The organism is bacterium (assembly GCA_028820935.1).
GTDB lineage: Bacteria > Actinomycetota > Acidimicrobiia > Spongiisociales > Spongiisociaceae > Spongiisocius.
Map to the genome: position 1 here is coordinate 319,693 of JAPPHZ010000029.1, position 24,210 is coordinate 343,902.

At 65.7% G+C, this 24,210-nt stretch carries 22 protein-coding genes and 1 tRNA gene; 18 read left to right on the plus strand and 5 right to left on the minus strand.

What is annotated here, in order from left to right; all coding sequences use genetic code 11:
* The first annotated feature begins 246 nt into the window (after positions 1-246).
* Positions 247-1,662: a Fe-S cluster assembly protein SufB gene (sufB, locus tag OXM57_07560; GenBank protein MDE0352535.1), complete on the plus strand. Its 1,416-nt coding sequence runs from the start codon at positions 247-249 to the stop codon at positions 1,660-1,662.
* Between the two features lie 73 nt (positions 1,663-1,735).
* Here the strand turns inward: sufB and OXM57_07565 are convergent, their stop codons facing one another.
* Positions 1,736-2,668 (minus strand): sigma-70 family RNA polymerase sigma factor, encoded by a 933-nt coding sequence (locus OXM57_07565; protein ID MDE0352536.1) that lies wholly within the window; start codon positions 2,666-2,668, stop codon positions 1,736-1,738.
* Positions 2,669-2,764: 96 nt separating this feature from the next.
* On the opposite strand from OXM57_07565, the gene OXM57_07570 reads away from it, so the two are divergent.
* From OXM57_07570 to OXM57_07595, 6 genes are all read left to right on the plus strand, one after another.
* Complete coding sequence (locus OXM57_07570) at positions 2,765-4,306, plus strand: hypothetical protein (protein MDE0352537.1); 1,542 nt, start codon at positions 2,765-2,767, stop codon at positions 4,304-4,306.
* The gene (locus OXM57_07575) at positions 4,303-5,037 is read left to right on the plus strand and encodes a uracil-DNA glycosylase (protein MDE0352538.1); all 735 of its coding nucleotides are present in this window, start codon (positions 4,303-4,305) and stop codon (positions 5,035-5,037) included. Before OXM57_07570 ends, OXM57_07575 begins: the two co-directional genes overlap by 4 nt.
* Positions 5,038-5,509: 472 nt before the next feature.
* Positions 5,510-6,769, plus strand: a complete 1,260-nt coding sequence (gene sufD / locus OXM57_07580) for a Fe-S cluster assembly protein SufD (protein MDE0352539.1) — start codon at positions 5,510-5,512, stop codon at positions 6,767-6,769.
* Positions 6,769-7,095 carry a non-heme iron oxygenase ferredoxin subunit gene (locus OXM57_07585; GenBank protein ID MDE0352540.1) on the plus strand — a complete coding sequence of 109 codons (327 nt, stop codon included), beginning with the start codon at positions 6,769-6,771 and terminating at the stop codon, positions 7,093-7,095. Before sufD ends, OXM57_07585 begins: the two co-directional genes overlap by 1 nt.
* Complete coding sequence (gene sufC, locus OXM57_07590) at positions 7,088-7,894, plus strand: Fe-S cluster assembly ATPase SufC (protein ID MDE0352541.1); 807 nt, start codon at positions 7,088-7,090, stop codon at positions 7,892-7,894. The genes OXM57_07585 and sufC overlap by 8 nt, the downstream gene beginning before the upstream one ends.
* Positions 7,895-8,055: 161 nt before the next feature.
* The gene (locus tag OXM57_07595) at positions 8,056-8,223 is read left to right on the plus strand and encodes a hypothetical protein (protein MDE0352542.1); all 168 of its coding nucleotides are present in this window, start codon (positions 8,056-8,058) and stop codon (positions 8,221-8,223) included.
* Between the two features lie 27 nt (positions 8,224-8,250).
* Here OXM57_07595 and OXM57_07600 read toward each other — a convergent pair whose 3' ends face one another.
* Genes OXM57_07600 through OXM57_07610 form a run of 3 tightly spaced genes read right to left on the minus strand, consistent with a single transcriptional unit; the run spans position 8,251 to position 10,644 of the window.
* A complete protein-coding gene (locus tag OXM57_07600; GenBank protein MDE0352543.1) occupies positions 8,251-9,639 on the minus strand; it encodes an ATP-binding protein in 1,389 nt (462 codons plus the stop codon).
* The gene (locus OXM57_07605; protein MDE0352544.1) at positions 9,636-10,319 is read right to left on the minus strand and encodes a response regulator transcription factor; all 684 of its coding nucleotides are present in this window, start codon (positions 10,317-10,319) and stop codon (positions 9,636-9,638) included. The genes OXM57_07600 and OXM57_07605 overlap by 4 nt, the downstream gene beginning before the upstream one ends.
* Before the next feature lie 43 nt (positions 10,320-10,362).
* Positions 10,363-10,644, minus strand: a complete 282-nt coding sequence (locus tag OXM57_07610) for a 4a-hydroxytetrahydrobiopterin dehydratase (protein ID MDE0352545.1) — start codon at positions 10,642-10,644, stop codon at positions 10,363-10,365.
* Positions 10,645-10,726: 82 nt separating this feature from the next.
* Between OXM57_07610 and recO the strand changes: the two genes are divergently transcribed.
* From recO to OXM57_07665, 11 genes are all read left to right on the plus strand, one after another.
* Positions 10,727-11,458 carry a DNA repair protein RecO gene (recO, locus tag OXM57_07615; GenBank protein ID MDE0352546.1) on the plus strand — a complete coding sequence of 244 codons (732 nt, stop codon included), beginning with the start codon at positions 10,727-10,729 and terminating at the stop codon, positions 11,456-11,458.
* Positions 11,455-12,234, plus strand: a complete 780-nt coding sequence (uppS, locus tag OXM57_07620) for a polyprenyl diphosphate synthase (GenBank protein MDE0352547.1) — start codon at positions 11,455-11,457, stop codon at positions 12,232-12,234. Before recO ends, uppS begins: the two co-directional genes overlap by 4 nt.
* Positions 12,235-12,799: 565 nt before the next feature.
* Positions 12,800-14,113 carry a glycine--tRNA ligase gene (locus OXM57_07625; GenBank protein MDE0352548.1) on the plus strand — a complete coding sequence of 438 codons (1,314 nt, stop codon included), beginning with the start codon at positions 12,800-12,802 and terminating at the stop codon, positions 14,111-14,113.
* 8 nt (positions 14,114-14,121) lie between these two features.
* Positions 14,122-14,940: a YceI family protein gene (locus OXM57_07630; protein MDE0352549.1), complete on the plus strand. Its 819-nt coding sequence runs from the start codon at positions 14,122-14,124 to the stop codon at positions 14,938-14,940.
* Positions 14,941-14,978: 38 nt separating this feature from the next.
* On the plus strand, positions 14,979-16,739 hold the full coding sequence (dnaG, locus tag OXM57_07635) for a DNA primase (protein ID MDE0352550.1): 1,761 nt from the start codon (positions 14,979-14,981) through the stop codon (positions 16,737-16,739).
* 19 nt (positions 16,740-16,758) lie between these two features.
* On the plus strand, positions 16,759-17,907 hold the full coding sequence (locus tag OXM57_07640) for a sigma-70 family RNA polymerase sigma factor (GenBank protein MDE0352551.1): 1,149 nt from the start codon (positions 16,759-16,761) through the stop codon (positions 17,905-17,907).
* A 48-nt stretch (positions 17,908-17,955) separates the two neighbouring features.
* Positions 17,956-18,032, plus strand: a tRNA-Asn gene (locus OXM57_07645).
* A 186-nt stretch (positions 18,033-18,218) separates the two neighbouring features.
* Positions 18,219-19,460 carry a tyrosine-type recombinase/integrase gene (locus OXM57_07650; protein ID MDE0352552.1) on the plus strand — a complete coding sequence of 414 codons (1,242 nt, stop codon included), beginning with the start codon at positions 18,219-18,221 and terminating at the stop codon, positions 19,458-19,460.
* A 297-nt stretch (positions 19,461-19,757) separates the two neighbouring features.
* A complete protein-coding gene (locus OXM57_07655; GenBank protein ID MDE0352553.1) occupies positions 19,758-19,943 on the plus strand; it encodes a hypothetical protein in 186 nt (61 codons plus the stop codon).
* 529 nt (positions 19,944-20,472) lie between these two features.
* Entirely contained in the window at positions 20,473-20,799 is a 327-nt protein-coding gene (locus OXM57_07660; GenBank protein ID MDE0352554.1) for a transposase, read from the plus strand.
* A gap of 561 nt (positions 20,800-21,360) precedes the next feature.
* Entirely contained in the window at positions 21,361-22,323 is a 963-nt protein-coding gene (locus OXM57_07665) for an N-acetylmuramoyl-L-alanine amidase (GenBank protein ID MDE0352555.1), read from the plus strand.
* 46 nt (positions 22,324-22,369) lie between these two features.
* Here the strand turns inward: OXM57_07665 and OXM57_07670 are convergent, their stop codons facing one another.
* The gene (locus OXM57_07670) at positions 22,370-23,659 is read right to left on the minus strand and encodes a serine protease (protein ID MDE0352556.1); all 1,290 of its coding nucleotides are present in this window, start codon (positions 23,657-23,659) and stop codon (positions 22,370-22,372) included.
* Between the last annotated feature and the right edge of the window lie 551 nt (positions 23,660-24,210).

Genomic DNA, 24,210 nt, shown 5'->3' on the forward strand with positions numbered 1-24,210 from the left:
GTGCGGCCAACACTAGGTGATGAGTTGCTAGTCGCTAGTTGCTAGTCATTAGTTGTCTACGACAGCTTGTCTTAGATGAGATCGTTCTAGTGTTCGTAGGCTGTTCGAGTTACCCATCGCGCCCAGCCAAAAGCCGAGAGCTCGCGCTCTTGGTTTTCGTGCTCTGGTTCCGGCCTGGGCTTGGTATCATCAGGGCATATCCATCTGAACGACCGGGCCTTGTTTACCGGTGGCGGAGGCCTCACCATGACGACCACAGTTGATATCGACCTCGGCGCCTACAAGCTGGGCTGGAGCGACCCCGAGGACGAATACGTCTTCAAGCCCGAGAAGGGCCTCTCCGAGGACATCATCCGCGAGATGTCGTTCATCAAGGGCGAGCCGGACTGGATGCTCAACTTCCGCCTCAAGGCCTACCGCCGGTTCCAGGCGCGACCCATGCCCACGTGGGGCGGCGGCGGTCTGCTGGAGGAGATCGACTTCGACGACATCTACTACTACGTCAAGCCGGCCGAGGAGCAGGCCAAGGATTGGGACATGGTGCCCGAGTCCATCAAGGACACCTACGAGAAGTTGGGCATTCCCGAGGCGGAACGCAAGTTCCTGGCCGGTGTTACCGCCCAGTACGAGTCGGAGGTCGTCTACCACCGCAACCGGGAGGACCTGGAGGAGATGGGGGTCCTGTTCATGGACATGGACTCCGCGGTCCGGGACCATCCCGACATCGTCAAGGAACACTTCGGGACGGTGATCCCGCCCAACGACAACAAGTTCGCCGCCCTCAACTCGGCGGTCTGGTCGGGGGGCTCGTTCATCTACGTGCCTCCGGGAGTCCACGTGGACCAGCCTCTCCAGGCCTATTTCAGGATCAACTCGGAGAACATGGGCCAGTTCGAGCGGACGCTGATCATCGTGGACGAGGGCGCCTTCTGCCACTATGTCGAGGGGTGCTCGGCGCCGGTCTACACCACCGACTCCCTCCACTCGGCAGTGGTCGAGATCGTCGTCAAGCGGGGCGGGCGCTGCCGTTACACGACCATCCAGAACTGGTCGAACAACGTCTACAACCTGGTGACCAAGCGGGCGACCGCCTATGCCGACGCCACCATGGAATGGGTGGACGGAAACATCGGGTCCAAGCTGACGATGAAGTACCCGGCGGTGTGGCTCATGGAGCCCGGTGCCCATGGCGAGGTGCTGTCGATCGCCTTCGCCGGCGAGGACCAGCACCAGGACACCGGCGCCAAGATGGTCCATGTCGCTCCGAACACCACCTCCACCATCCTGTCCAAGTCCATCACCAGGGAGGGGGGCCGGGCCGGCTACCGGGGTCTGGTGAGGGTGGAACCCGGCGCCGAGAACGCCAAGTCGTTCGTCCGCTGCGACGCCTTGATCCTGGATGACGACAGCCGCTCCGACACCTACCCCTACATGGAGATCGAGGAGGCCGACACCGAGATCGGTCACGAGGCGACGGTGTCCAAGGTCGGTGAGGAGCAGCTCTTCTACCTGATGAGCCGGGGCCTGACCGAGGACGAAGCCACGTCGATGGTGGTGGCCGGATTCATCGAGCCGATCGTGAAGGAGCTCCCCATGGAGTACGCGGTGGAGATGAACCGGCTCATCGAGTTGAACATGGCCGCTGCCGGAGCCGTAGGCTAGATAGTGGTTTACAGTTACTAGCAACTAGCAACTAGCAACTAGCAACTAGCAACTAGCAACTAGCAACTAGCAACTAAAGATCTATCAGGCTCTTCAGCTCGTATCCGTTGCTGGGGTGCCGGAGCTTCGACAGGGCCCTGCGCTCGATCTGGCGGATGTGCTCCCGGGTGACGCCCAGCCTGGCGCCGATGTCGGTCAGGGTGAGCATCTGGTTTCCCGCCAACCCGTAGCGATTGACCACCACAGTGCGCTCTTCGGGGGTGAGCATGCGCAAAGCCTCTTCGATCTGGGTTCGCCTCACGGCTGCGGCGGCATGGGCGAACGGATCGGTGGCGGTCTTGTCCGGGACGAAATCCCCCAGCACCGCATCCCCGTCCTCGCCGACCGGACGATCTATCGAGATGGTGCTGGTGGGGGTGGCCAGCGCGGTTGTCACCCGGTCGATGTCGAGACCGCTGGCGGCGGCGATCTCCTCGCGGGTCGGCCGGCGCCGGAGCTCCTCGGTCAGCGTGTAGACCGTCTCGTTGACCGTTCTCACGATGTCGACCATGTGGACCGGGAGGCGGATGGTGCGAGCCTGGTTGCCGAGCCCCCGGGTGATGGCCTGGCGGATCCACCAGGTGGCGTAGGTGGAGAACTTGAAGCCCTTGCGCCAGTCGAACTTCTCCACAGCCCGAATCAGCCCGAGGTTGCCCTCTTGTATCATGTCGATCAGGTCCATGCCTCGGCCCGAATAGCGCTTGGCGATCGAGATCACGAGGCGGAGGTTCGACTGGATGAAGATCGCTTTGGCTCTCTCTCCCTCCCTGACCAGCCGGCGTAGCTTGAGGCGGGCGGGGGGTTCGAGGTCGGGCGCGGTGTCGAGCTGTTCGCAGGCCTGGCGACCCAGTTCGATCTGGAGGGCCAGGTCAACCTCGTCCTGCGCGGTCAGGAGGGGGTGCGCCGATACCTCGTCGAGGTACAGGTCAACTGCGTCGGTCGATAGCGGTGTCTCCCTCGCTGTCAAGACCACGCCTACTTACCCCCTCTCCACGGACACGACAAGGCAACGTATCACCCTGGCAGCGATTTGGCAATGTGTTCCTTTGATTGTGCGGTCCGCATGAGACAGATTCAACCCTCCGGACGGCCCGCGACGTCCTTCTGGCGGGTCGCGGCGGTGTCGCTGTTGCCCGTCCTGGGATCGGTCCTCCTGACCGCCTGCCTGGCGCAGTCGCCGGTTGTGGTGGGGGAAGCGCCGATCCCGCCGCCCTCGGAGGTCCCCACTGTGGCCATCCTGGTCAAGGACGATGCCGGGGCGCCGATCGCCGGGGCGACTGCCGACACGGAGTACGGCCAGGAGGTGACGGACGGAAACGGTGTATTCCGGGTGCGATGGGAGGGCGAGCCCACCTCGGCCTCCGTGCAAGCGCAGGGATTCTTCCCGGGCGCGGTGTTAGTCGACTCGTTCCAGGACGAACCCGTGGAGTTGGCCCTGCGGCCCGTTGTGCTGCGCGGCACGGTGGTGGACAGCCAGGGATTCGGGTTGCCGATCGCCTCGGTCTCGCTGGGCGACGTAAACGTGATGACCGACGATCAGGGTGGCTTCGAGATATCACGCGCCTCGCCCGGCACCATCACCGTCGAACGCCCCGGATGGGTGGCGGCCGAGTTCGACTGGGACGGGGAGGTGCTGGTCCGCGAGATCATCCTGGAGCCGTATCTGATCAGGGCGCTACATGTCGGCCATACCGTGTTCGTAGCCGAGGGCCAGTGGTCGGAGCTTCTCTCGATTGCAGAGGACACGGTGGTCAACGCCCTCGTGATCGATGTCAAGGATGAGTCGGGCCGGGTCCTATTCGACACGGACGTGAGCCTGGCCCGTGAGATCGGTGCGGTGGACGTCCTGTTCAACATCGACCGGGTGGTCAACCAGATGGACGTCAGGGGCCTGTACAAGATCGCGCGTCTCGTGACCTTCCAGGACCCCATCGCGGCCCGGGCCATCGTCGACATGGCGGTCTTCGACACCGCCACCGGAACCTCCTTCCGCAAACGCAACCAGTACTTCCTCGATCCCACCGATCAGCAAGCTCGGGAATACGCCTTGCGGCTGGCCGAGGAGGTCTGTGCTGCCGGGTTCGACGAGATCCAGTTCGACTACGTCCGGTTCCCGGACGGCTATCCCGACACGGCCGTCTTCGACCTGGGCGACTCGGAGGACATCCGCATAGGGACGATCACCACCTTCCTGGACCAGGCTGCCGAGCGCCTCCACCCGCTCGGCTGCGTGGTCGGGGCCGACATCTTCGGGTTCATCACCACCGTGATCGGGGATGGGGGGATCGGCCAGGAGTTCACCGCCCTCTCCACCACGGCCGACGTGCTGTCGCCGATGGTCTACCCGAGCCACTACTCGACCGGGTGGTTCGGCTTCGACACGCCCAACGACCACCCGGGCGAGGTGGTGGCCGGAGCGCTCGACGCGGGTCTGAAGCGGCTGGAGGGCCAGTCCATCATCCGCCCCTGGCTCCAGGACTTCTACTACACATCCGACCAGGTGAGGGAGCAGATCGATGCTGCCGAGGCGCGCTCGCTGGGTTGGATGTTGTGGAATGCGGCCAGCATCTTCAACGTGGAAGCCCTCGACCCGGAGACCCCGTGATCCGGACTCCCGACAACGGGGTGGAGAGCCGGCCTGCCGCTCCCACGCTTGCGTTCGACCGGCTCCAGGCCGAGTTGGTCGAGTGCCGGTTGTGCGCCCGTCTGGTGGCCTGGAGGGAGGAGTTGGCGGTGGTGAAGCGGGCCGCCTACGCCGACCATGACTACTGGGCGCGGCCGGTGCCGATGCTGGGTGGTCCCGAGGCCCGGTTGCTGATCATCGGCTTGGCCCCCGGCGCCCATGGATCGAACCGCACCGGGCAGATGTTCACCGGGGACCGATCCGGGGCGTGGCTGTTCCGGACCCTTCACCGGGCCGGCTTCGCCAACCGTCCGGTGGCCGACCACCGGGATGACGGCTTCCGCCTGATCGACGCCGCCATTACCGCGATCGTCAGGTGCGTCCCGCCCCAGAACCGGCCCACCGCGGCCGAGCGGGATGCCTGCGCCCCCTGGATCGAGCAGGAACTCGACCTGTGCCGGCGCGTGCGGGTGGTGGTGGCGCTGGGCGGCATGGCCTTCGACCAGACGCTGCGCATCGGCCGCCGCCGTGGCTGGGAGATCCCGATCCCTAAGCCGCGTTTCTCCCACGGCGTCGAGGTCCACCCCGGTGGGGGAGCCCCCTCGATCATCGGCTGCTACCACCCCTCCCAGCAGAACACCTTCACCGGGAAGCTGACCGAGGCCATGCTGGACGCGGTGTTCACTCGAGCGGCCCACCTGATCGATGGGTAGTTGTGTTGTTCAGATCGGGAGAAGAACGCGAAAATCGCGGCACGCGTGCGCCGCCCGCCGGGCCCTCCCCCTCCGCCACCACCTTGGTCGAGACGCGTTCCGTTAGGCCCCTTGACGGGTGGTCTCGAACGATATGATCCCTCGGCGCGGCCTGGTCGACGTCGGAGCCGGACCGCTGGTAATTACGGTTATCCAACAACATATAGCGGGGTTGTGACAGGTTCAACCCCCTTGTTCGGCTGGAAACAGCCATACCCGGAAGCCACGACCGGTCCGGATCGGGGCGATACGCCGTTATAGAGGTCATAAACCCGACCAACCGACGACTTGAGACACCAGGCGCTCTCTGAGGATCGCCATTGTCGCCGGTATCTTGGCGGTGCGTCCGCCTTGGCCGGTAGAGACCGGATAGATAGCATCGGTTGACCCGTTACCATCCGCCCGCCGGATTCCGGAAGAAGGACCTGTCTCCTTGCCCTCACCCCCGACAACCATGTCCATCGGCGACGAGCCTGCCTGGCTCGCCGGCCTGCGCGACCGTGGTCGCCAGGCCCTGGCGTCCGCCGCCATGCCCGGCCCCAAGGACGAGGACTGGAAGTACGTCGACATCGACTTCGTCCTCGACGACTTCCGTCCGGCCACCGCACCGTCCGGCGGACTGGGTCCCGACGAGTACCTCGAGGCGCTGGGAGAGGCGAGCGGACGCCTGACGATGGTGGACGGCACCGTGGTGGATGTCGAGCCCGGCGAGATCGAGGTTCATCGGACGGTTGACGTGCCGAACGGCCGGCCGGCAAGCCTCTACGGATCGATGGCATCCCCCGAGGTTGACGTGTTCGCGGCCGCCAACCACGCCATGGCGCCGCCCGGAGCGGTGCTGACGATCCCGGCAGGCAGGACGCTGGCGGCGCCGGTGGTCGTGGACGTGCAGGCCGTGACCGCGGGGGCGGTCAGTTTCCCGCACCTGACAGTGGTAGGGGAGCCCGACTCGGAGGCCTCGGTAGTGGTGCTGTACCGCTCGGCGCCGGGTGCCGAACTGCTGGTCTGCCCCATAGTGGAGGCGCTGGCGGATCGCGGCGCCCGCCTGTCCGTCTCGGTCGTCCAGAACCTGTCCGACCCGGCCCGCATGGTGGCGCATCATCAGTACGCAGCCGAACGGGACTCCACCCTGCGGATCGGGGAGGTGGGTCTCGGAGGGGTGTACGCCCGGCAGCGGCTGGGGATCTCCCTGGCCGGGGCGGGATCGTCGGTCCAGATGGGGGGCATCTACTTCGGCGACGGCTCGCAGGTCCTCGACTACCGCATCTACGTCACCCACCGGGGTCCCCGTACCACGTCCGACATCTTCCTCAAGGGCGCTGTCGCCGACAACGCCCGCGCCGTCTGGACCGGACTCATGAGAATCGAGAAAGGGGCCAGGGGAACTTCCGCCTTCGAGACCAACCGCAACCTGGTGCTCTCGGACGGCGCGAAGGTCAACTCGGTCCCGAACCTGGAGATACTCACCGACGACCTCCAGTGCGGCCACGGGTCCTCCTCGGGCCCGCTGGACGAGCAGCAACTCTACTACCTGATGAGCCGCGGGCTTCCCAGGAACCCGGCCGAGCGCCTGCTGGTGAGAGGCTTCTTCAACGAGATACTGTCGGGCTTCGCCGTGCCCGAGCTGGCCGCGCCGTCGCGGCGGGCGGTGGCCGCCAAGTTCGCCGGTGCCCAGCAGCGGGTTGCGTCCTGATGGCCTGGTTGGACGCCGGCGCCGCGGATGCGTTCCCCGAGGGCGGGTCCCGGGTGGACCTGGCCGGTCACGCCCTGGCCCTGTTCCGCATCGGGGACGACTTCTACGTGATCGGAGACATCTGTAGCCACGCCTTCGCATCCCTGTCCGAGGGTGAGCTCTGGGACTACGACGTGGAGTGCCCGCTCCACGGGGCGGAGTTCGACGTCCGGACCGGGATACCCCAGAGCCTGCCGGCCACCCGGCCGGTACCGACCTACGAGGTGAAGCTCGAGCAGGGCCGCGTGATGGTGAAGGTGGATGCGGGCGGGGTCACCGATGGGTAGGACGGCGCTCCGGGTGCGGGAGCTCCGTGCCTCCATCAGCGGGCTCGCCATCCTCAAGGGAGTCGATCTGGACGTTCCGTTCGGTGAGGTTCACGCCATCATGGGTCCCAACGGGTCGGGCAAGTCGACCCTCTGCCACGTCCTGGCCGGTAAGCCCGGCTACGAGGTGTCGGGGGCCGTTGCCGTGGATGGGACCTCGATCGCGGACCTCGACGTTCACGAACGGGCTCAGGCCGGTCTGTTCCAGGCCCTCCAGTATCCGGTGGGGATTCCCGGTCTCGACCTGGCCGTGCTGCTCGAAGAGGCGGCGGTGGCGTTGGGCACCGGTCCGGAGGAGGCCAGGGAGCGGATCGCCACCCAGGCCCGGCGTCTCCGGATGGAACGGTTCCTCGACCGGTCCGTGAACGGGGATCTGTCCGGAGGCGAGAAGAAGCGCTCCGAGGTCTTCCAGCTGGCCGTCCTGGAGCCGCGGGTGATGGTGCTGGACGAGATCGACTCCGGGCTGGACATCGACTCGGTCCGGGAGGTCGCCGCCGCTGTGGAGGAGATGCGGAGCGACGACGTGGCCATCCTGATGATCACCCACTACAGCCGGATCCTCAACTACGTCCGGCCCGACCGGGTGCACATCATGATGGACGGCGCCATCGTCGACTCCGGAGGGCCGGAGCTCGCGGACGAGCTGGAGGCCGGCGGCTACAGGGCGGTGCGGTCCCGCCTGGGCATCGCCGCTCCCAAGACCCCGAGCAGTACCCCCAAGGTGAGCGACTTCTTCACGGACACGCCATTTGATCTCTAGTTCCTGATTACTTGGGATAACACCGACATCCGACCTCCGACGGTCGAGGCGAAAATCCGCCGGCGCGCACCGATTCTCAGGATTCTCTAAGGCTCCTCTCAGGGAAGTCACAGGCCGGGCTTCCATATTTGCACCAGCAGATACGACAGGAAGGAGCCGGAATGCGATTAGCGGTACTCATAGGAGCGGCGGCGCTGGTGGTCGGCGCCGCCGCCGTAGCCCTGGCCCGGGCCGACCCGGCGCCGGCCGGGGAGCCCGGTGAGGACGGCAAGGACAGAACCGGGGAAGGGGCGCCGCCGGACTCCCTGCGACCCCTTCCCCGACAGTGACATCAAGCCGCCGAACCAGGGCAAACCTCAGTTCACCCTGCCTCCGGGCTCGCCTCCTCCCTCCGCCGGGGGCAGGGTGAACCCCACCTCAGCACCGCCATCGGCTGAGTTCCTTGCGAACACCTCTCCTCCGTGGGCGCCGATCAGATGGTCCACTATCGCCAGCCCCAGGCCGGATCCTGGCATCGAACGGGCCTCGACCGACCGGTAGAACCGCCGGAACACGTGGGGCAGATCGTCCTCGGGAATGCCGGGGCCGTCGTCCCGCACGGTGACCGTTCCGTTGTCGAGCACGATCTCCACCCGGCGCGCCGCCCATTTGACACCGTTGTCGACCAGGTTGCTCATGGCCCGCTCCAGCTGGGTCCGGCGTCCGGCCACCACCAGGCTCCCACCCGAGACGGTGACCTCCTTGCCGGGGAGCCGCGCGTAGCGGGAGCGGAGCTCGCGGGCCAGCGCTCCCAGGTCGACCTCCTGGATCGGTTCCGCGGCATGACGCACATCGGAGGTCAGGTCCACCATTTCGGCGGCCAGCTGGGCCAGCTCGTTGGACTCCCGGAGGGCCGCCTCGATCAACTCGTCCCGCTCCTCCTCCTCGAGCCGGTCGTCCTGTCGCCGGAGGACCTCCAGGTTGGTCTTAAGGGCGGTGATCGGCGTCCGGAATTCGTGCCCGGCGTCGGAGACCAGCCGTTGCTGTTCCTGGCGCGACACCCGCAGCGAGTTGAGCATCGACCGGAAGGCGGTCGCCAGGCGCCCGATCTCGGCCGGGGCCGAGATGTCGAGGCGCTCCGCGGCGTACAGGTCCTCGGTGGAGGCGACGTGCTCGGCTGCGTGGGTCAGATCGCTGATCGGGCGCACCGCTCTCGAGGCCATGATCCACCCGGTGATAGCCACCAGCAGGACCCCGATGGCGCCGATGGAGAGGAGTTGTCCGGTCAGGGCCGCCAGGTTGCTCTCCAGCTGGGACTGGTCGGACAGTATCTGGAACGCGACCACCGTGCCCGGATTGTTCTCCCGCAGCAGCACCCGGACCGTGATCATCCGGTACAGGGTGTCGCCGATGCGGATATCCCGGAGGAGCGCGGGCCTGGTGCCGGCGACCACCTCCAGGTCGGCGGCGTCGACAGGCGGACTGACGCCGGCCGGCCCCAACCGGAGCAGGACGGCGCCGGTCTCGTCGAAGGCCTGGACAGAGGCGTCGTTGACGATCCGGGGCAGTATTTCCTCGCGGCGCTCCTCGCCTTCCTCGAAGCCTCCGGTCAGCTCGTGGACCTGGGTGGCCCGCTCCCTCAGGTCCTCGTCCATGGCGCCGCGCAGCCGGCGCTCCACCGAGAGGATGGCCGCCAGGGTGAGGAGGCCGATGGCGAGGGCCGCCACCAGGCCCAGCCCCACCGCCCATCGCCAGCGCAGGCTCATGGCTCCCTTGCCACGTAGCCGACCCCGCGCACGGTGTGGATGAGGCGAGGCTCCCCATCGGCCTCGAGCTTGCGCCTCACGTAGCCGACATAGACCTCCAGGGGGTTCGAGGAGGTCTCGAAGGAGTAGCCCCAGATGCGGTCCATGATCACGTCCCGGGTCAGCACGATCCTGCGGTTGGCGAGGAGGAGTTCCAGCAGGTCGAACTCGGTCTTGGTCAGATGGACCTCGCGGTCCCCTCTGTGGACCTGCCGGGTGGCGGGATCGAGAGTGAGGTCTGCGAGTTGGAGGGCGTGGTCGCCGTCGGAAGCCCCGCTGCGGCGGAGCAGAGCCCTGATCCTGGCCAGCAACTCGTCCAGGGCGAACGGTTTGACCAGGTAGTCGTCGGCGCCGGCGTCCAGGCCTTCCACCCGGTTCGAGACGTCGTGGCGGGCGGTGAGCATCAGGATGGGTGTCCTGTCGCCGAGGGCCCGGAGGTGCCGAGCCATTCCCAGCCCGTCCAGGCGGGGCATCATGACGTCGAGAATGATGGCGTCGACGGGGTGGATGGCCAGTTGTTCGAGCCCCGCCATGCCGTCCCCGGCCGTGACGACCTCGTATCCCTCCAACCTGAGGGCCCGGCGCAGCGACCGGCGGACCTCCTGGTCGTCCTCGACTACGAGAAGCCTTCCACTGCTCACGAGTTCAGGTTAAACGCGCCCTGTGGCATGGCAGGGGTTCGTTTCAGGTGGCGAGCCGGTCGATCCGGGCGGCCAGATCGGTGTCCTTGCGGGTGAGGCCGCCCTCGTCATGGGTGGTCAGCGAGATGGTGACCCGCCGGTAGCGGATGTCGATGTCGGGATGGTGGAAGGCCCGCTCGGCCACCACCCCCACCGAGGCCACGAACCCGATAGCCGAGGCGAAGTCGGCGAGGACGAAGGTCCTGGAGATCGTCTCATCCTGTATCTCCCAGCCAGGATGGGACTCGAGGAAGGCCTGTCTCTCAGATCCGTCCAGAAGCGCCATGCACTCACCATAACCCCATATCCGGTGACGGGCGGGGTACCCTCGCCAGGGCACGCGCCCAGGCTGCGATCCGGGGAGAGGAATGTCGATCCGCCACGATCAGGGAATCGTCCTGCGCGGCTACCCGTTCGGCGAAGCCGACCGCGTAGTGGTCATCATCAGCCCCAATCGTGGCCAGGTGCGGGCGGTCGCCAAGGGGGTCCGGAGGACCAGGAGCCGGTTCGGGGGCCGGCTCGAGCCCCTCACCCACGTCGACCTGGTGCTGTACCAGGGTCGGAACCTGGCGACGATTACCCAGGCGGCGGTGATCGAGGCCTTTCCCAGGCTGCGCCAGGACCTCGACGCGGTGATGGTGGCAGGCACCATGGCGGAGGCGGTGGGCAAGGTGGTGGTCGAGGAGGAGCCCTCCCACCGGATCTTCCTGCTCCTCCTGCGGGGGCTGCGCGCCCTGGAGATGGGCGCCGGCGGCATGGACCTGCTGGCATCCTTCCTGCTCAAGCTGTCGGAGGCCATCGGCCAGGCTCCGGCCCTCGAGCACTGCGCGGCCTGCGGCGCCGCGAACCGCCTCGGCCGGTTCAGCATGGCGGGCGGGGGATTGATCTGCGAACGCTGCGACGCCGGGGGAACCTTCCGGTTGAGGGAAGGCCTGACCGAGCACCTGGCCCGTCTCTCGGCGGCCGACCTGTCCGGCTTCACCACCCCCGACAGCGACCTCGCTCCCGACGCGGTGGGTCTGGTGCGGAGGTTCGTGGAGTACCACATCGAGTCGGGGTTGGGCGGCCTCGCCTTCAGCGTCGGTCGGGGGCCCCGGTGAGCGGGGGATCGGCGGCGGGTTCGGTCGGCCTCGACCTGAGCGGTCTCGACCGGAGCCGGATCCCCGCCCACGTCGGCATCATCATGGATGGAAACGGACGCTGGGCGCTGGCCCGCAACCTGCCACGCACCGGCGGTCACGCAGCCGGCGAGACCGTGCTGTTCGAATGCGTGGAAGGGGCGCTGGAGATCGGCCTGAGCTGGCTCTCCGCCTACACGTTCTCCACCGAGAACTGGACCCGCCACCCGGACGAGGTCTCGTTCCTCATGTGGTTCAACGAGGACATCCTGCTGCGCCGGCTGGACTCCCTGGCGGACCTGGGGGTTCGGATCTGCTTCGCCGGTGACCTGGCCGATCCACGCATTCCCGATCGCAACCGGACGCTGATGCAGGATGCGGAGCAACGCACCGCCTCCAACCGTCGCCTGAGCCTCGTGCTGGCCTTCAACTACGGCGGACGGGCCGAGATCGCCCGAGCGGTCCGGGCGCTGGCGACCGAGGTGTCGGACGGGGAGCGGGAACCCGGCGAGATCACCGAGGACGACATCGCCGAGCGCCTTTACGTTCCCGGGATGCCCGATCCGGACCTGATAGTCCGCACCTCCGGCGAGATGCGGATGTCCAACTTCCTGCTCTGGGGCAGCGCCTATTCCGAGCTGGTCTTCACCGAAACGCTGTGGCCGGAGTTCGGCGCCCAGCACCTGGTGGATGCCGTGGTCGAGTATCAGCGCCGCCGCAGGCGCTTTGGCGGCGCCCTCCCGAACCAGTCTCCCTAGCCTGCCGAGCCGGGGTCTGTCCTCCGGTCCGTACCGCATTCGTCCCTCCCACCCGAGAGGCCCGTTCGGAACGAAGGTCTTGAAAGTGTCACACCTCCGATATACGTTGTCTATCGCCAAGCACCAATACCGGCTGATACGTCTACCGATCGGAACGGCCGGCCGGAGGGAATACGAAGAGGCTCCAATGGGGCGAACCCGCCGTAACCCGGCCCCGACCCGGGTATGGCGCAACACGCCCCAAGCCAAGGACAGGTGGTGGCGGGGGAGGGCCCGGTGCGGAGCACCGCTTTTCGCGAGTTTCGGAACTTGAGGCAGAGGACGCCATATATGACGCCCTGAGCCTCAAGTTCAGCGCCTGCACCATTCTCGATGCACAGGACGTCATCGGCGGTGCCCTGTTCCTCAGGCTCAGAGCGTCATGGGTGGTGCGGTGTTCCTCAGGTTCAGGGCACCGTGTGTGGCGTTCTGATCCTGATGTACGTCCGATGGCCGGAGCTGCCGGGTATGGAGCCGGGGCCGGGTACCATCGTCCCGGTCCCGTACCCTCCCCGGTTGAGTCCTGATGACCGCTCCCAGCTTCGAGACGATCGTGAACCTCGCCACCAAGCGCGGCTTCGTCTTCAGAGCATCGGAGATCTACGGCGGTCTCCGGTCGGCCTACGACTACGGGCCTCTCGGCGTGGCGCTGCTCCGCAACGTGAAGGAGGCGTGGTGGCGGTCGATGGTGCAGCTGCGCGACGACGTGGTCGGGCTCGATTCGGCGATCATCCAGTCGCCCCAGGTCTGGGAGGCCTCCGGGCACGTGGGCCAGTTCAACGACCCTCTCGTGGAGTGTGTCTCCTGCCATGCCCGCCACCGGTTCGACCGGCTGGAGAGCCCGGACCGGTGTCCCACCTGCGGCGCCCGCGACACCTTCACGGATGCCCGCGACTTCAACCTGATGTTCAGGACCCATATGGGCCCGGTCGCTTCCGACTCCAACCTCGTATACCTGCGTCCCGAGACCGCCCAGGGCATCTTCACCAACTTCGAGAACGTGCGGCGGGTATCCCGGCTCAAGCTCCCGTTCGGGATCGCCCAGGTCGGCAAGTCGTTTCGCAACGAGATCACGCCAGGACAGTTCGTCTTCCGCACCCGGGAGTTCGAGCAGATGGAGATGGAGTTCTTCACCCATCCCGATCACGCCGACGGCTGGTTCGAATACTGGGTGGAGGAGAGGCATCAGTGGTACCTGGACCTGGGCATGAAACCCGACAACATCAAGCTGCGCAGCCACACCGAGGACGAGTTGGCCCACTACGCGGTCGCCACCTACGACGTGGATTACCGGTTCCCATGGGGATGGGACGAGCTGGAGGGTATCGCCAACCGGACCGATTTCGATCTGCGCCAGCATACGAAGGCCTCGGGTAAGGACCTGCGCTACTTCGACCAGGCGGCCGGTGAGCGCTTCTTCCCGTACGTGATCGAGCCGGCGGCCGGCGCCACCCGCGCGGCCTTCGCCTTCCTGATCGACGCCTACCACCAGGAGACGGTGCGCGATGCCCCCCGCACGGTGCTGAGGCTCGACGCCCGCCTCGCTCCGATCAAGGTGGCGGTGCTGCCGCTCTCGAAGAAGCCCGACCTGGTGGAGGTGACGGAGCAGGTGGCCGGCGTTCTACGTCGCTCCTGGGATATCGAGGTCGATGTCACCCAGGCGATCGGGAGGCGCTACCGCCGCCAGGACGAGATCGGGACGCCCTACTGCGTTACGGTCGACTTCGACACGCTGGATGACGGAGCGGTTACGGTCCGGGACCGGGACACGATGGCACAGGACCGGGTCGGGATTGGGCAGCTCCACGGCTACCTGGACGAGCGCCTCGGCGCCGGATAGGAGGGGCAATGCGGATGGCTCGGCGGATCGGTCTCGCGCTGGCGGCGATAGTGGTGTTGGTTCTGGGCGCCGCGGCCTACGTGTGGTTCTCGGGCGGCAGCGGCGAGCCCAGCACCGAGGTGACGGCTCCCCCCATCACCTCTCCGCCTACGACCGCCCCCGCTACCACCGCCCCCTCCACCACAACGGCGACATCCGTCCCGGCGACCACCACCGTGGCCACTACGGCGGCCCCGGCGGATGCCGAGACCACCGAGCCGGCTGACGCCGCGGGCGCACCCGCCGTCCTCTACCGGATCGACAAGGCGGAGTCCTCGGTCAGCTTCGAGATCGACGAGATCCTCAACGGCAACCCGTTCCGGGTGGTGGGGGTCACCACCGAAGTGGCGGGCGAGGTCCTGATCGACTTCGACGAGCCGGCTGCCTCGCAGCTGGGGACGATCGTGATCAACGTCCGCACCCTGGCCACCGACTCCGGCTTCCGGGACAGGGCCATCCGGGGGCCAATCCTCGGATCCTCCCGCGACGAGAACGAGTTCGCCACGTTCGAGCCGACAGACATCGAGGGGCTCCCGGACAGCGTGACGGTGGGCGATCAGGTGCCGCTCCGCATCACGGGCACGTTCACCCTGAGCGGCGAGGCCCGGCCCGTGACCTTCGACACAGAAGTGACGGTGGTATCCGATGAAAGGGTCGAGGTGACCGGTACCGCCACGGTAATGCGATCCGACTTCGGCCTGACCATCCCGGACATTCCCAGCGTGAGCGACGTGGCGGACGAGATACTGCTCGTGATCGATCTGGTGGCCGTCGCGGCAGGCGTCTGAGCCCCGGGCGCCGGCTCGGAGACGTACACTCGCAACGTATGGCATCCGATCGCGACGACCTGGAGCGCATCCGCCAAGCGGTCAACCTGGTCGAGCTGTTCGAGGGAGTGACCACTGTCAGGAAGGTCCGGGGCAGCTTCAAGGCCCTGTGTCCCTTCCATTCGGAGAAGACCCCCTCATTGTCGATCGACCCGGCCCGCGGCCTCTACCACTGCTTCGGCTGCGGTGTGGGCGGAGACATCTTCACCTTCATCCAGGAGACCCAGGGGCTGTCGTTCGTGGAGGCGATGGAGATGCTGGCGGATCGGGCCGGCATCGTCATCCGGCGCGACCCCCGGGCGGTGGAGCGCCGCGAGAGCCGCTCCCGGCTGGTAGAAGCGGTGGCCGAGGCGGGCCGTTACTACCGGGACCGCCTCAGGTCCGCCCCAGATGCCGGGCACGCCCGGTCCTACGTGAGGGGACGCAACTACGGGATCGACGTGGTGGATCAGTTCGAGCTCGGCTACGCGCCCGACCAACCCGACGCCCTGATCTCCCACCTGCGCGGCCAGGGGCACAAGGACACCGACATCCTGGCGGCCGGCCTGGCGAGAAGGGTGGCGAGGGGCCGGCTCGTGGACCAGATGAGGGGCCGGCTGTTGTTCCCGATCCACAACGTGCGCGGGGAGATGGTCGGGTTCGGAGCCCGCCTCCTGCGCGGCGAGGGGCCCAAGTACCTGAACACCCCGGAAACCCCGCTCTACAAGAAGAGCGAGCTCCTGTACGGCCTGGACAAGGCCCGGTCGGCGATCAGCAGGGAGGACTTGGGGGTGGTGGTCGAGGGGTACACGGATGTCATCGCCTTCCACCTGGCCGATCTGCCCCTGGCGGTGGCGACCTGCGGGACGGCGCTCGGTGAGGCCCACTTCGACCTGCTCCGCCGCTTCTCGAGCCGCATCGTGCTGGCCTTCGACGCCGACGCGGCGGGCGCCGGCGCCGCCGTGCGCGGGGACGATCTGCGCATCACCTCCGAGCTGGGTCTCGACCTGCGGGTGGCAATGATGCCCGAGGGCCGGGACCCAGCCGACCTGGTGTTCGAGGACAAGGGGGACCTGCTCCGGGAAGCGGTCGACGGATCGGCGCCGATCACCGAGTTCCGGCTCAACCGGCTGCTCGCGCAGTACAACCTGGGGGAGAGAGAGGCGCGCACCCGGGCGATGAGGGAGGCGGCGGAGCTGATCGCCCGCCATCCTGACGAGGCGGCCCGCTACCAGCACGCCCTGTACGTGGCCGGGCGCACCCACATGAGCATCGATCTCGTCCAGGCGGAGATCCAGAGGAATGCCGCCACCGGCAGGGGAGGCCGGGCGCAGGGCCGTCCTAGAGCGGCCGGACGGCCCGCTGCGCCCCGGCCCGCCGCATCCCGTGCGATGGATCGGTCGGAGCGGGACCTGCTCCGCCACCTCATGGCGGGGACTGCGGAGCGCGACCGGGTCAGCCCCGACCTGTTTGAGCACGATCAGGCCGCCGTCCTGGCTCGCTGGTTGCTCGAGGAGGGAAGGCACCTTGACATGGGGGTTCCGGTGCCGCTGGACGGCCTCAAGGATCAGGCCATGTCGGCGATGGCCCGCCGGCTGGCGGTCATGGGCACGCCGCTGCTCCCGTTCCAGGATGTCATGTCACATCTCGAAGGACGGGCGGTGGGGCACCGTAAGGACGAGCTTCTGGTGATATTGGAAGGAATCGATCAAACAAGAGACCCGGAAGCCTATTCACAAGCCCTTGCAGAACTGATAGCGTTACAGGAAAGGGGATCCTGACGCGGCTTAAGGAGTAGGTTTGGGCTCGGACACGCAGCGGGCGATCGAGGAACTGCTGAAGCGGGGGAGGCGCAGGGGGTTCGTCACCTCCGCCGAGATACAGCGGGAACTCGAGGCGGCGGGGGCTCCCGCAGCTGCACTCGACCGGGCGCTGGCGGCCGTGCGCACGACCGGGATAGAGCTGGTCGACGATGATCCCGATCGCCTCCGGGACGATCCGGAGCCCGGAGATGCCGAGTTCCTGTCCGACCCGGTCGACCAGTACCTCAGGGAGATCGGTCGGGTCCCGCTCCTCACCCCCCGCCAGGAGGTCGAGCTGGGCATGGCGAAGGACGCCGGGCTCGAGGCCAGAGCCAAGCTGGCCGAACTGGAGGCCGCCGGAATGTCCCGCTCGGATGCCGAGTATCGCCGGCTGGCCGCCATAGCGCGTCGCGGAGAGCGGGCCGAGGAGCGGCTGGTGAGGGCCAACCTCCGGCTGGTCGTATCGGTGGCGAAGCGCTACGTCATTCCGGGTGTCTCGATCCTCGACCTCGTCCAGGAAGGCAACGTGGGCCTGATGAAAGCGGCCGCCAAGTTCGACTACCGCAAGGGCTACAAGTTCTCGACCTACGCGGTCTGGTGGATCCGCCAGACGGTCAGCCGGGCCCTGAACGAGCAGAAGAGGATCATCCGGGTCCCGGAGAACCTGGCGCAGCAGTTGGTACTGCTGGACAAGACGCGCAGGCGCCTCCACCAGGAGTCAGGCCGCGAGCCCACCACCGAGGAGCTGGCCGCCGAGATGGACCTTCCCGATGATCGGGTCCTGAAGCTGGCCGAGCTCTCCACCGGGATGCTGTCGCTGGACGCCAAGGTGGCCGACTCCGACGACCTGACCCTCGGACACTTCGTCCGGGATGAGGACGCCGAGGCGGCGCCGGCGGACGGGGCGACCCTCATGCTCATGCAGGAGAGCGTTGCCCTGGCAATGGAAGGCCTGGACGATCGGGAACGGAAGGTCATCACGATGAGGTTCGGGCTGGCCGACGGCCGGATCAGGACCCTCCAGGAGGTCAGCGACAGGATGGGAGTGACCAAGGAGCGGATCCGCCAGCTGGAGGTCCGAGCCCTACGCAAGATGCGCAGCCAGCCAGGTGGCCGCCGCATGGAGAGCTACCTCAGCGGCGCCTAAGCGGCCCAGGATTCCACCCACCTGCTGGTACCATGACGGGCCGATCCTTCCGGGGTAGCTCAATTCGGCAGAGCAGCGGACTGTTAATCCGTTGGTTGTGGGTTCAAGTCCCACCCCCGGAGCCATCTCACAGTGTTTCTCTCTGTTTCCCAGTGTTTCATGCTGTCACTAAAACCCCTGGTCAAGAGGTTGTATTACTCCTGTTGAGTGCTGCTATCCCCTCCGCTCGTTTCTTGACGTTCAAGCCCGTACCCTGTAGCATCATGTTGTTAGGGTACTAACTGAGGGACAAATCCAGTTGGGAGGCAAGCCTGTCGAAGGTCCGCCAGGGCCTCACGGCCCAATTCGTGAACTCAGTGAAGCAGCCGGGGAAATACTACGACGGCCGCGGCGACGGGCTCATCCTCCGGGTGGCTCCCGGTGGATCGAAGCAGTGGCTATGGAGGGGCATGGTGCAGGGCCGGAGACGTGACTACGGCCTCGGACCCGTCCGCTATACCCCCTTGGCTGAGGCACGAAGGATTGCGTTCGAGTATCGCCGGATCGCCTACCTAGGTGGTGATCCCAAGGGAACGCACCGAGCCATGATGAATCCGGCGCACTCGCGGCTGGCAGTGGTGGAGCACCTGGTTCCTCAGCCGGTCATGCCGCCAGTTACTCCTTCGGTCCCTACGTTCTCGGATGCCGCCGAGGTTGTGATTGGTCTGTACGCTGCTAAGTGGAAGCCCGGTAGCCGCTCGCCGGACCAGTGGCGGCAGTCACTCGGTGACTACGCTTTTCCGATAATCGGATCGAAACGGTTAGACCAGATCACCACCGCCGACGTGATGGCCGTCCTTACTCCGATCTGGTCAACGAAACCCACGACCGCGAAGCGAGTCCGGCAACGGATCGGCTCGATCATGGCCTGGGCTGTGGCCCAGGGCTACCGGACAGATGATCCGGCAGGGACCGCGATCACCAAGGCTCTACCGAAGAACAACGGCCCGAAGAAGCACTTGGCCGCGGTTTCTCACCGTGAGGTCGCTGCGGCGGTCCGCAAGGTCAGGGCATCCGGTGGGTATCACCCGGTCCGCTTGGCGGCCGAGTTCGCCGTCCTTACCGCGGCCCGGTCCAGTGAAGTGAGAGGAACTCAGTGGTCCGAGATCGACCGTGAGGCTGCCCTGTGGACCATTCCCGCGAGCCGAATGAAGGCAGGCCGTGAGCACCGGGTTCCCCTTGCCGCCGAGGCCCTCAGCGTCCTTGTCGAAGCCGCCGGTTACAGTGAGCCCTGGGACCCGTCAGCGTTCGTGTTCCCAAATAAGAAGGGCCGGGAACTCGGATCGTGGCAGTTGTCGAAGCTGGTCGCAGGTCTTGACATGGGTGGTACGTTGCACGGGTTCCGTAGCACGTTCAGGGACTGGTGCTCGTACCAGTCGGTTCCGCGGGAGATCGCAGAACTCTGCTTGGCTCATCGGGTCGGTTCCGCGGCCGAGCAAGCCTACGCTCGGTCTGACATCCTGGAACGGCGTCGTGAAGTGATGGAGGTATGGGGTAAACACATAGGAAGGTAGCATCCGGGCTCGAGGCGGGCGGAACGAGCCGACGGGGGCGGGTCTCTGCCCGAGACGCCACGGCCTGCTATGACTGTGATGAGAATGGTGGGGTCGTTGGGTCGGGTCTGACTCTTGTTACGACCGGCCACAGAGTGCCTTTGCGTTGATCTGTCGGCCCGGCTCAGCGGCTTGTTGAAGCTAGCCAGCCGTCCGGGAGGGCAGTGACCCAATAGGGGCCTGGTATTCGAAAACCGACTCGTCACAGTCTTGTCCGCCCACCCGGCCAGCTGGTGTTCCGCCACAGGGAGGAAACTCATGGCCAGTATCGTGTCCGACGGTTCTTTGAGCAAGGTGATTGTCGGGGTCGACACTCACAAGCACATCCATGTCGCGGTGGCGATCAACCAGCACGGAACCCGTCTGGGAGACCGCGCGGTGAGCGCTGACAGCGGCGGCTACGCCCAGCCGGGTGGCATGGGCGCAGGACCTGGGCCGGGTTGACCGGTTCGGGATCGAGGGAACCGGCAGCTACGGCGCTGGGCTCACCAGCTACCTGAGACGCTGCGGGCATCGGGTGGTTGAGCCGATTCCGGGGCGATCGCCGCTCGCGGCGCAGCAACAGCAGAACCTGACACTATCGACGCTGAAGCCGCCGCACGGTCGGTCCTGGCGGGGACCTCGACCGCGGTTCCGAAGACAGCGGATGGGCTGGTGGAGATGATCCGCCAGGTCAAGGTGGCCAGAGACACCGCTCGCAAGGGTCGAACTTCGGCGACTATCACCCTCAAGACACTGATCGTCAACGCTCCCGCCGAGCTGCGCGAATCCCTCGATGGGCTTGCTAATCGGGCGCTCATCAACCGCTGCGCACGCTTCCGCGTGTCAGCCATGAACAGTCCCACAGCCGCGGCGAAGCACTCACTGAAAGCGTTAGCACGCCGCTGGCTGGCTCTCGACACCGAGGTGCGCTCACACGACGCCGTGCTCGACGACCTCACCACCCAGGCGTCGCCGACACTACGAGATGCATATGGCATCGGAGCCGACCTCGGCGGCGGAGTTCCTCATCGTGTTCGGCGACAACCCCGAACGGATCCGCTCCGAGGCCGCGTTCGCGAAACTCTGCGGCGCCTGTCCCATCCCGGCCTCGTCAGGACAGACCAGCCGGCACCGTCTTTTACGGAGGCGGGCACCGACAAGCCAACGCGGCGCTCTACCGAATAGCCATCGTACGAATGCGCCACCAGCCCACCATCGACTACGTCGCTCGCCGCACCACAGAAGGCCTCACCAAAAAAGGACATCATCCGCTGCCTCAAACGTTTCTTGGCCCGCGAGGTCTACCAACGCGTCATGACCGATCACCGAACCCGGCAACGCCCTACCCCCACCCCCTAAGCCAATATTTGACTATAGGGGCATCAACGCCGCCGCCGAGTCGTTCCTCAGCACCCTCAAGAAGGAGCTCGTCCACCGCACCGACTACCACAGCCGACCCCAAGCCCGCCTGTCGATCCGCTGGTGGATCGAAGCCTGGTACAACCCCGCCGGCTTCACTCCACCATCGGACAGCAGCCGCCAAACGAATGGGAGGACAACTACTACCATCACACAGCCGCAAAAGCCGAGTGTCCAGCACACGGGGGACTCCAGTATGACAACCGACGACCATCCTGCGCATCCATGGAGGGTGTGCGCAGCCGTGGGGGATTTGTCGTTGACCGATGCGCGATGTTCGGGTTCGGTTAGTCGCCGCCGTTTCTTGGCGCTGGCGGGAGTGGGAGCAGCAGCAGGGATACTTCTACCCGGAGCGGTCCTCGCGCCCGCCGTTGCTCATGGCGATGGCCGACCTATTGGTGAGGATCATCGGATCCTGCCTCGGGACGTCTGGGGTGCTGACCTGCTGCCAAGGGGGGACATGTTGGAGGAAGCGCAGACGGATGTGCGGTTCTTGGTCGTGCACCACAGCGCTTCGCCCAATAACTACCAACCGGACGAGTCCATCGGGTACCTGCGTAGCTTCTACCGATACCACACGTCCCCCGAGAAGGGTTGGCCTGACATCGCCTACAACTTCTTGGTAGATCGTTACGGCCAGATATTCGAAGGAAGGCAGGGGAGCATCGCCTCGCCGGTGCGCGGTGACGCTACCGGCGGGAGTCAGGGGTTTGCCTTGCTGACGTGCTTTATCGGCGACCACAGCGATGTCGCACCCACCGAGGACGCACAGCTGGCGATGGTCGCGCTCCTCGCATGGTTGGCCGGCACTTACAAGATCGAAACCCGTCCCGGCGCGACTGCTAAGTTCGTGTCCCGGGGATCCGATCGTCACCCCGAAGGCAAGCTCGTGGATACCCCGACCATTACCGGCCACCGCACCATGTCAAGGACCACGTGCCCTGGCGACAGGGCATTCGACTTGGTGGAGAGCGCCTTCCCTGAGCGGGTAACTGCCGCGCTCGCAGGGGCCTATCTATCTCCCACGACTACGGCAACCGTGCCGCCCTCATCGGAAGCGCCGAGCGTGTCATCCACACAGGTTCAATCGGAGGCGGTGTCAACCACAGAAGCAGCATCAGAACAGATCATTGTCGTTGAGACGCAGACACAGGGCGTGGTCGGAACCTCGGATGGTCCGATCGCTACCTCGCTACCGCCGGGTCCGGTGACAAACGAGGTCGCCGATCCGGATGGGCCGATGACCACTCCCACGGTGCCCGATCGCAACGCGGGTAGTCCGTCAAGCGCCAGCGCGTTGGCCGACCAGGGCCAGGAAGCTGTCGCTAGCAGGTCCAACGGTATTCTCAACATTGTTGGCATTGCTATTTGTACTGTAGGTGCCGCAGTAGAATTCTGGCGGCGCCGTCGGAATTTCGAGTAGGCGGCCACGTGACGAACTGTCACGGTCCGCCGTTTCAGCCGTGCGGCTAGAAGTCGGATCCATCTGGTGAGGGGGGATAGACGACATCTAGATCTGAGGGGTCTTGCGATAGGCGTCTTCCGTAACAGAGAGCGCCGCTTCGCATGTTCAGGTCGAACCAACACGCGTTCTGAGCTTCCTCCGGGGAGTAGAAGGGCCCGACGTAGACAACCCAGTAACCTGGGTTGAGACTCGCATAATCATCACTGATCAGGATGCCGAGCGGGAGCCACCAGAAGCGGGCTTCTAGATCGTCCAGCGCTGACTCCACCGCAGTCCGGGAGCTCGCTGAGACCACCACCGAAATGAACGTGCCCTCGAGTCCACTGGGTACCGGTTCATCGTCACGCCGGGTGTTCGGCAACACAGGGTCCAGAGCCATCGCATCGACGAGAGCCGCATAGTCTGCGGCCGAGTAGGCCTCGGTGAGGCCTGACATACCACGGTCGACCACGACCCGCATTGTGACGCCAATCACGTTGCCCTGACCATCGACCATCGCTCCTCCGCTCTGTCCACCGACAGTAGGTGCGTCGGTCCTGAGAACGGTTAGCCCTGTTTCCCGTTCCTCGTAGGTTCTCGATAGCACGCCCTGGGCGATCGACGGTTCTGGGAAAGGCGCCACCTCGGCTGGATAGCCCACCAGAAAGACGGTGCTACCAGGCAGCATGTTCTCCCCGTCATTGAGACTCAAAGGAGGAGCCGTGACACTGACCGGGCCCAGTATTGCCAAGTCGGCCGAGGGAGCCGACCCAGCGACCGGTACGTTCCTGAGCTCGGTGCCGTCCGGAAAGACGATCCATAGGACATCTTGATACGGTTTGACTACGTGGTAGTTCGTGACTATGTATCCGCCATCGATCAATATCCCGCTGCCGGCTCCTGTATTGCCGCCGTTCACTATGTATGCGACAGAAGGAGCGATCTTTCGATATATCTCTTCGGCGGAAGGAACTCGGTCGGGAGTTGGGCTGGGGGAGGTGGTACCGGTAGTGCTGCCCGCGGGAGCGGGGGGATAGTGGAGTTCCCGATCAGCAGGGTCTTGAGAGACGCGCCGCCCCACACAGTTCGTGCCTGCCCTCCTGTTCAGGATGAACCGGCACGAGTCCTGTGCTTCAGAAGCCGTGTTGAAGGGTCCGGCATAGACAATCCAGGAGCCTGGGTCGAGGCTCTCGAACTCATCGCCCTGAAGGATCCCGAGTTCGGGCCAGATGATCCCTTCCAGCTCGGCGCTCTCCGCTGCGGCCTCTGCCAGTGAAGATACCGACGCGACGACTGAGATGAACATGCCATTCATGAGCGGTAGTTCATCGGGGATCGCGATAGAGGTAGTAGGCGCGGTGACAGCCGTAGTCACTGTCGCCGAACTCGCCGAGGCTGTCAATGGTGTACTCGAACCTGAGGCTCTATCGGGTTGGTCGGGTAGTGGCCGCAGGGTGGTGGAACCGGTGGCAACGGTGGAGGACGAGTTTGGGTCTTGGCCTGTACCCACCGCTTGGGCCGTTGCGGGTACCGGCGGGAAAGTGTCTTCGCTACTACCGCCGCAACTAGCGAGGACCACCGAAGCCAACACCAAGGGTACCCAGCGACTGATTCCCCGCAGGGGGCGAAGTCCTTCCTTCATGGTGCTTATGCTTACAGGTGATGAGGTGGTCCGGACAACTACGGTCCTCCGAAGAACCACCAGAATCGGTCTATGACCTGGGACGATACGGATTACTCAAACTACCGAGTAATCATACTCAGAACATTGAAGTCCTGAGGCTGAACTGCCCCGGGTTTGCCGGAGAGTGAGGTGATACCCCAGTTTTCCGGAGTCGGGATATTTGAATTGGTGGTGTGCTGACC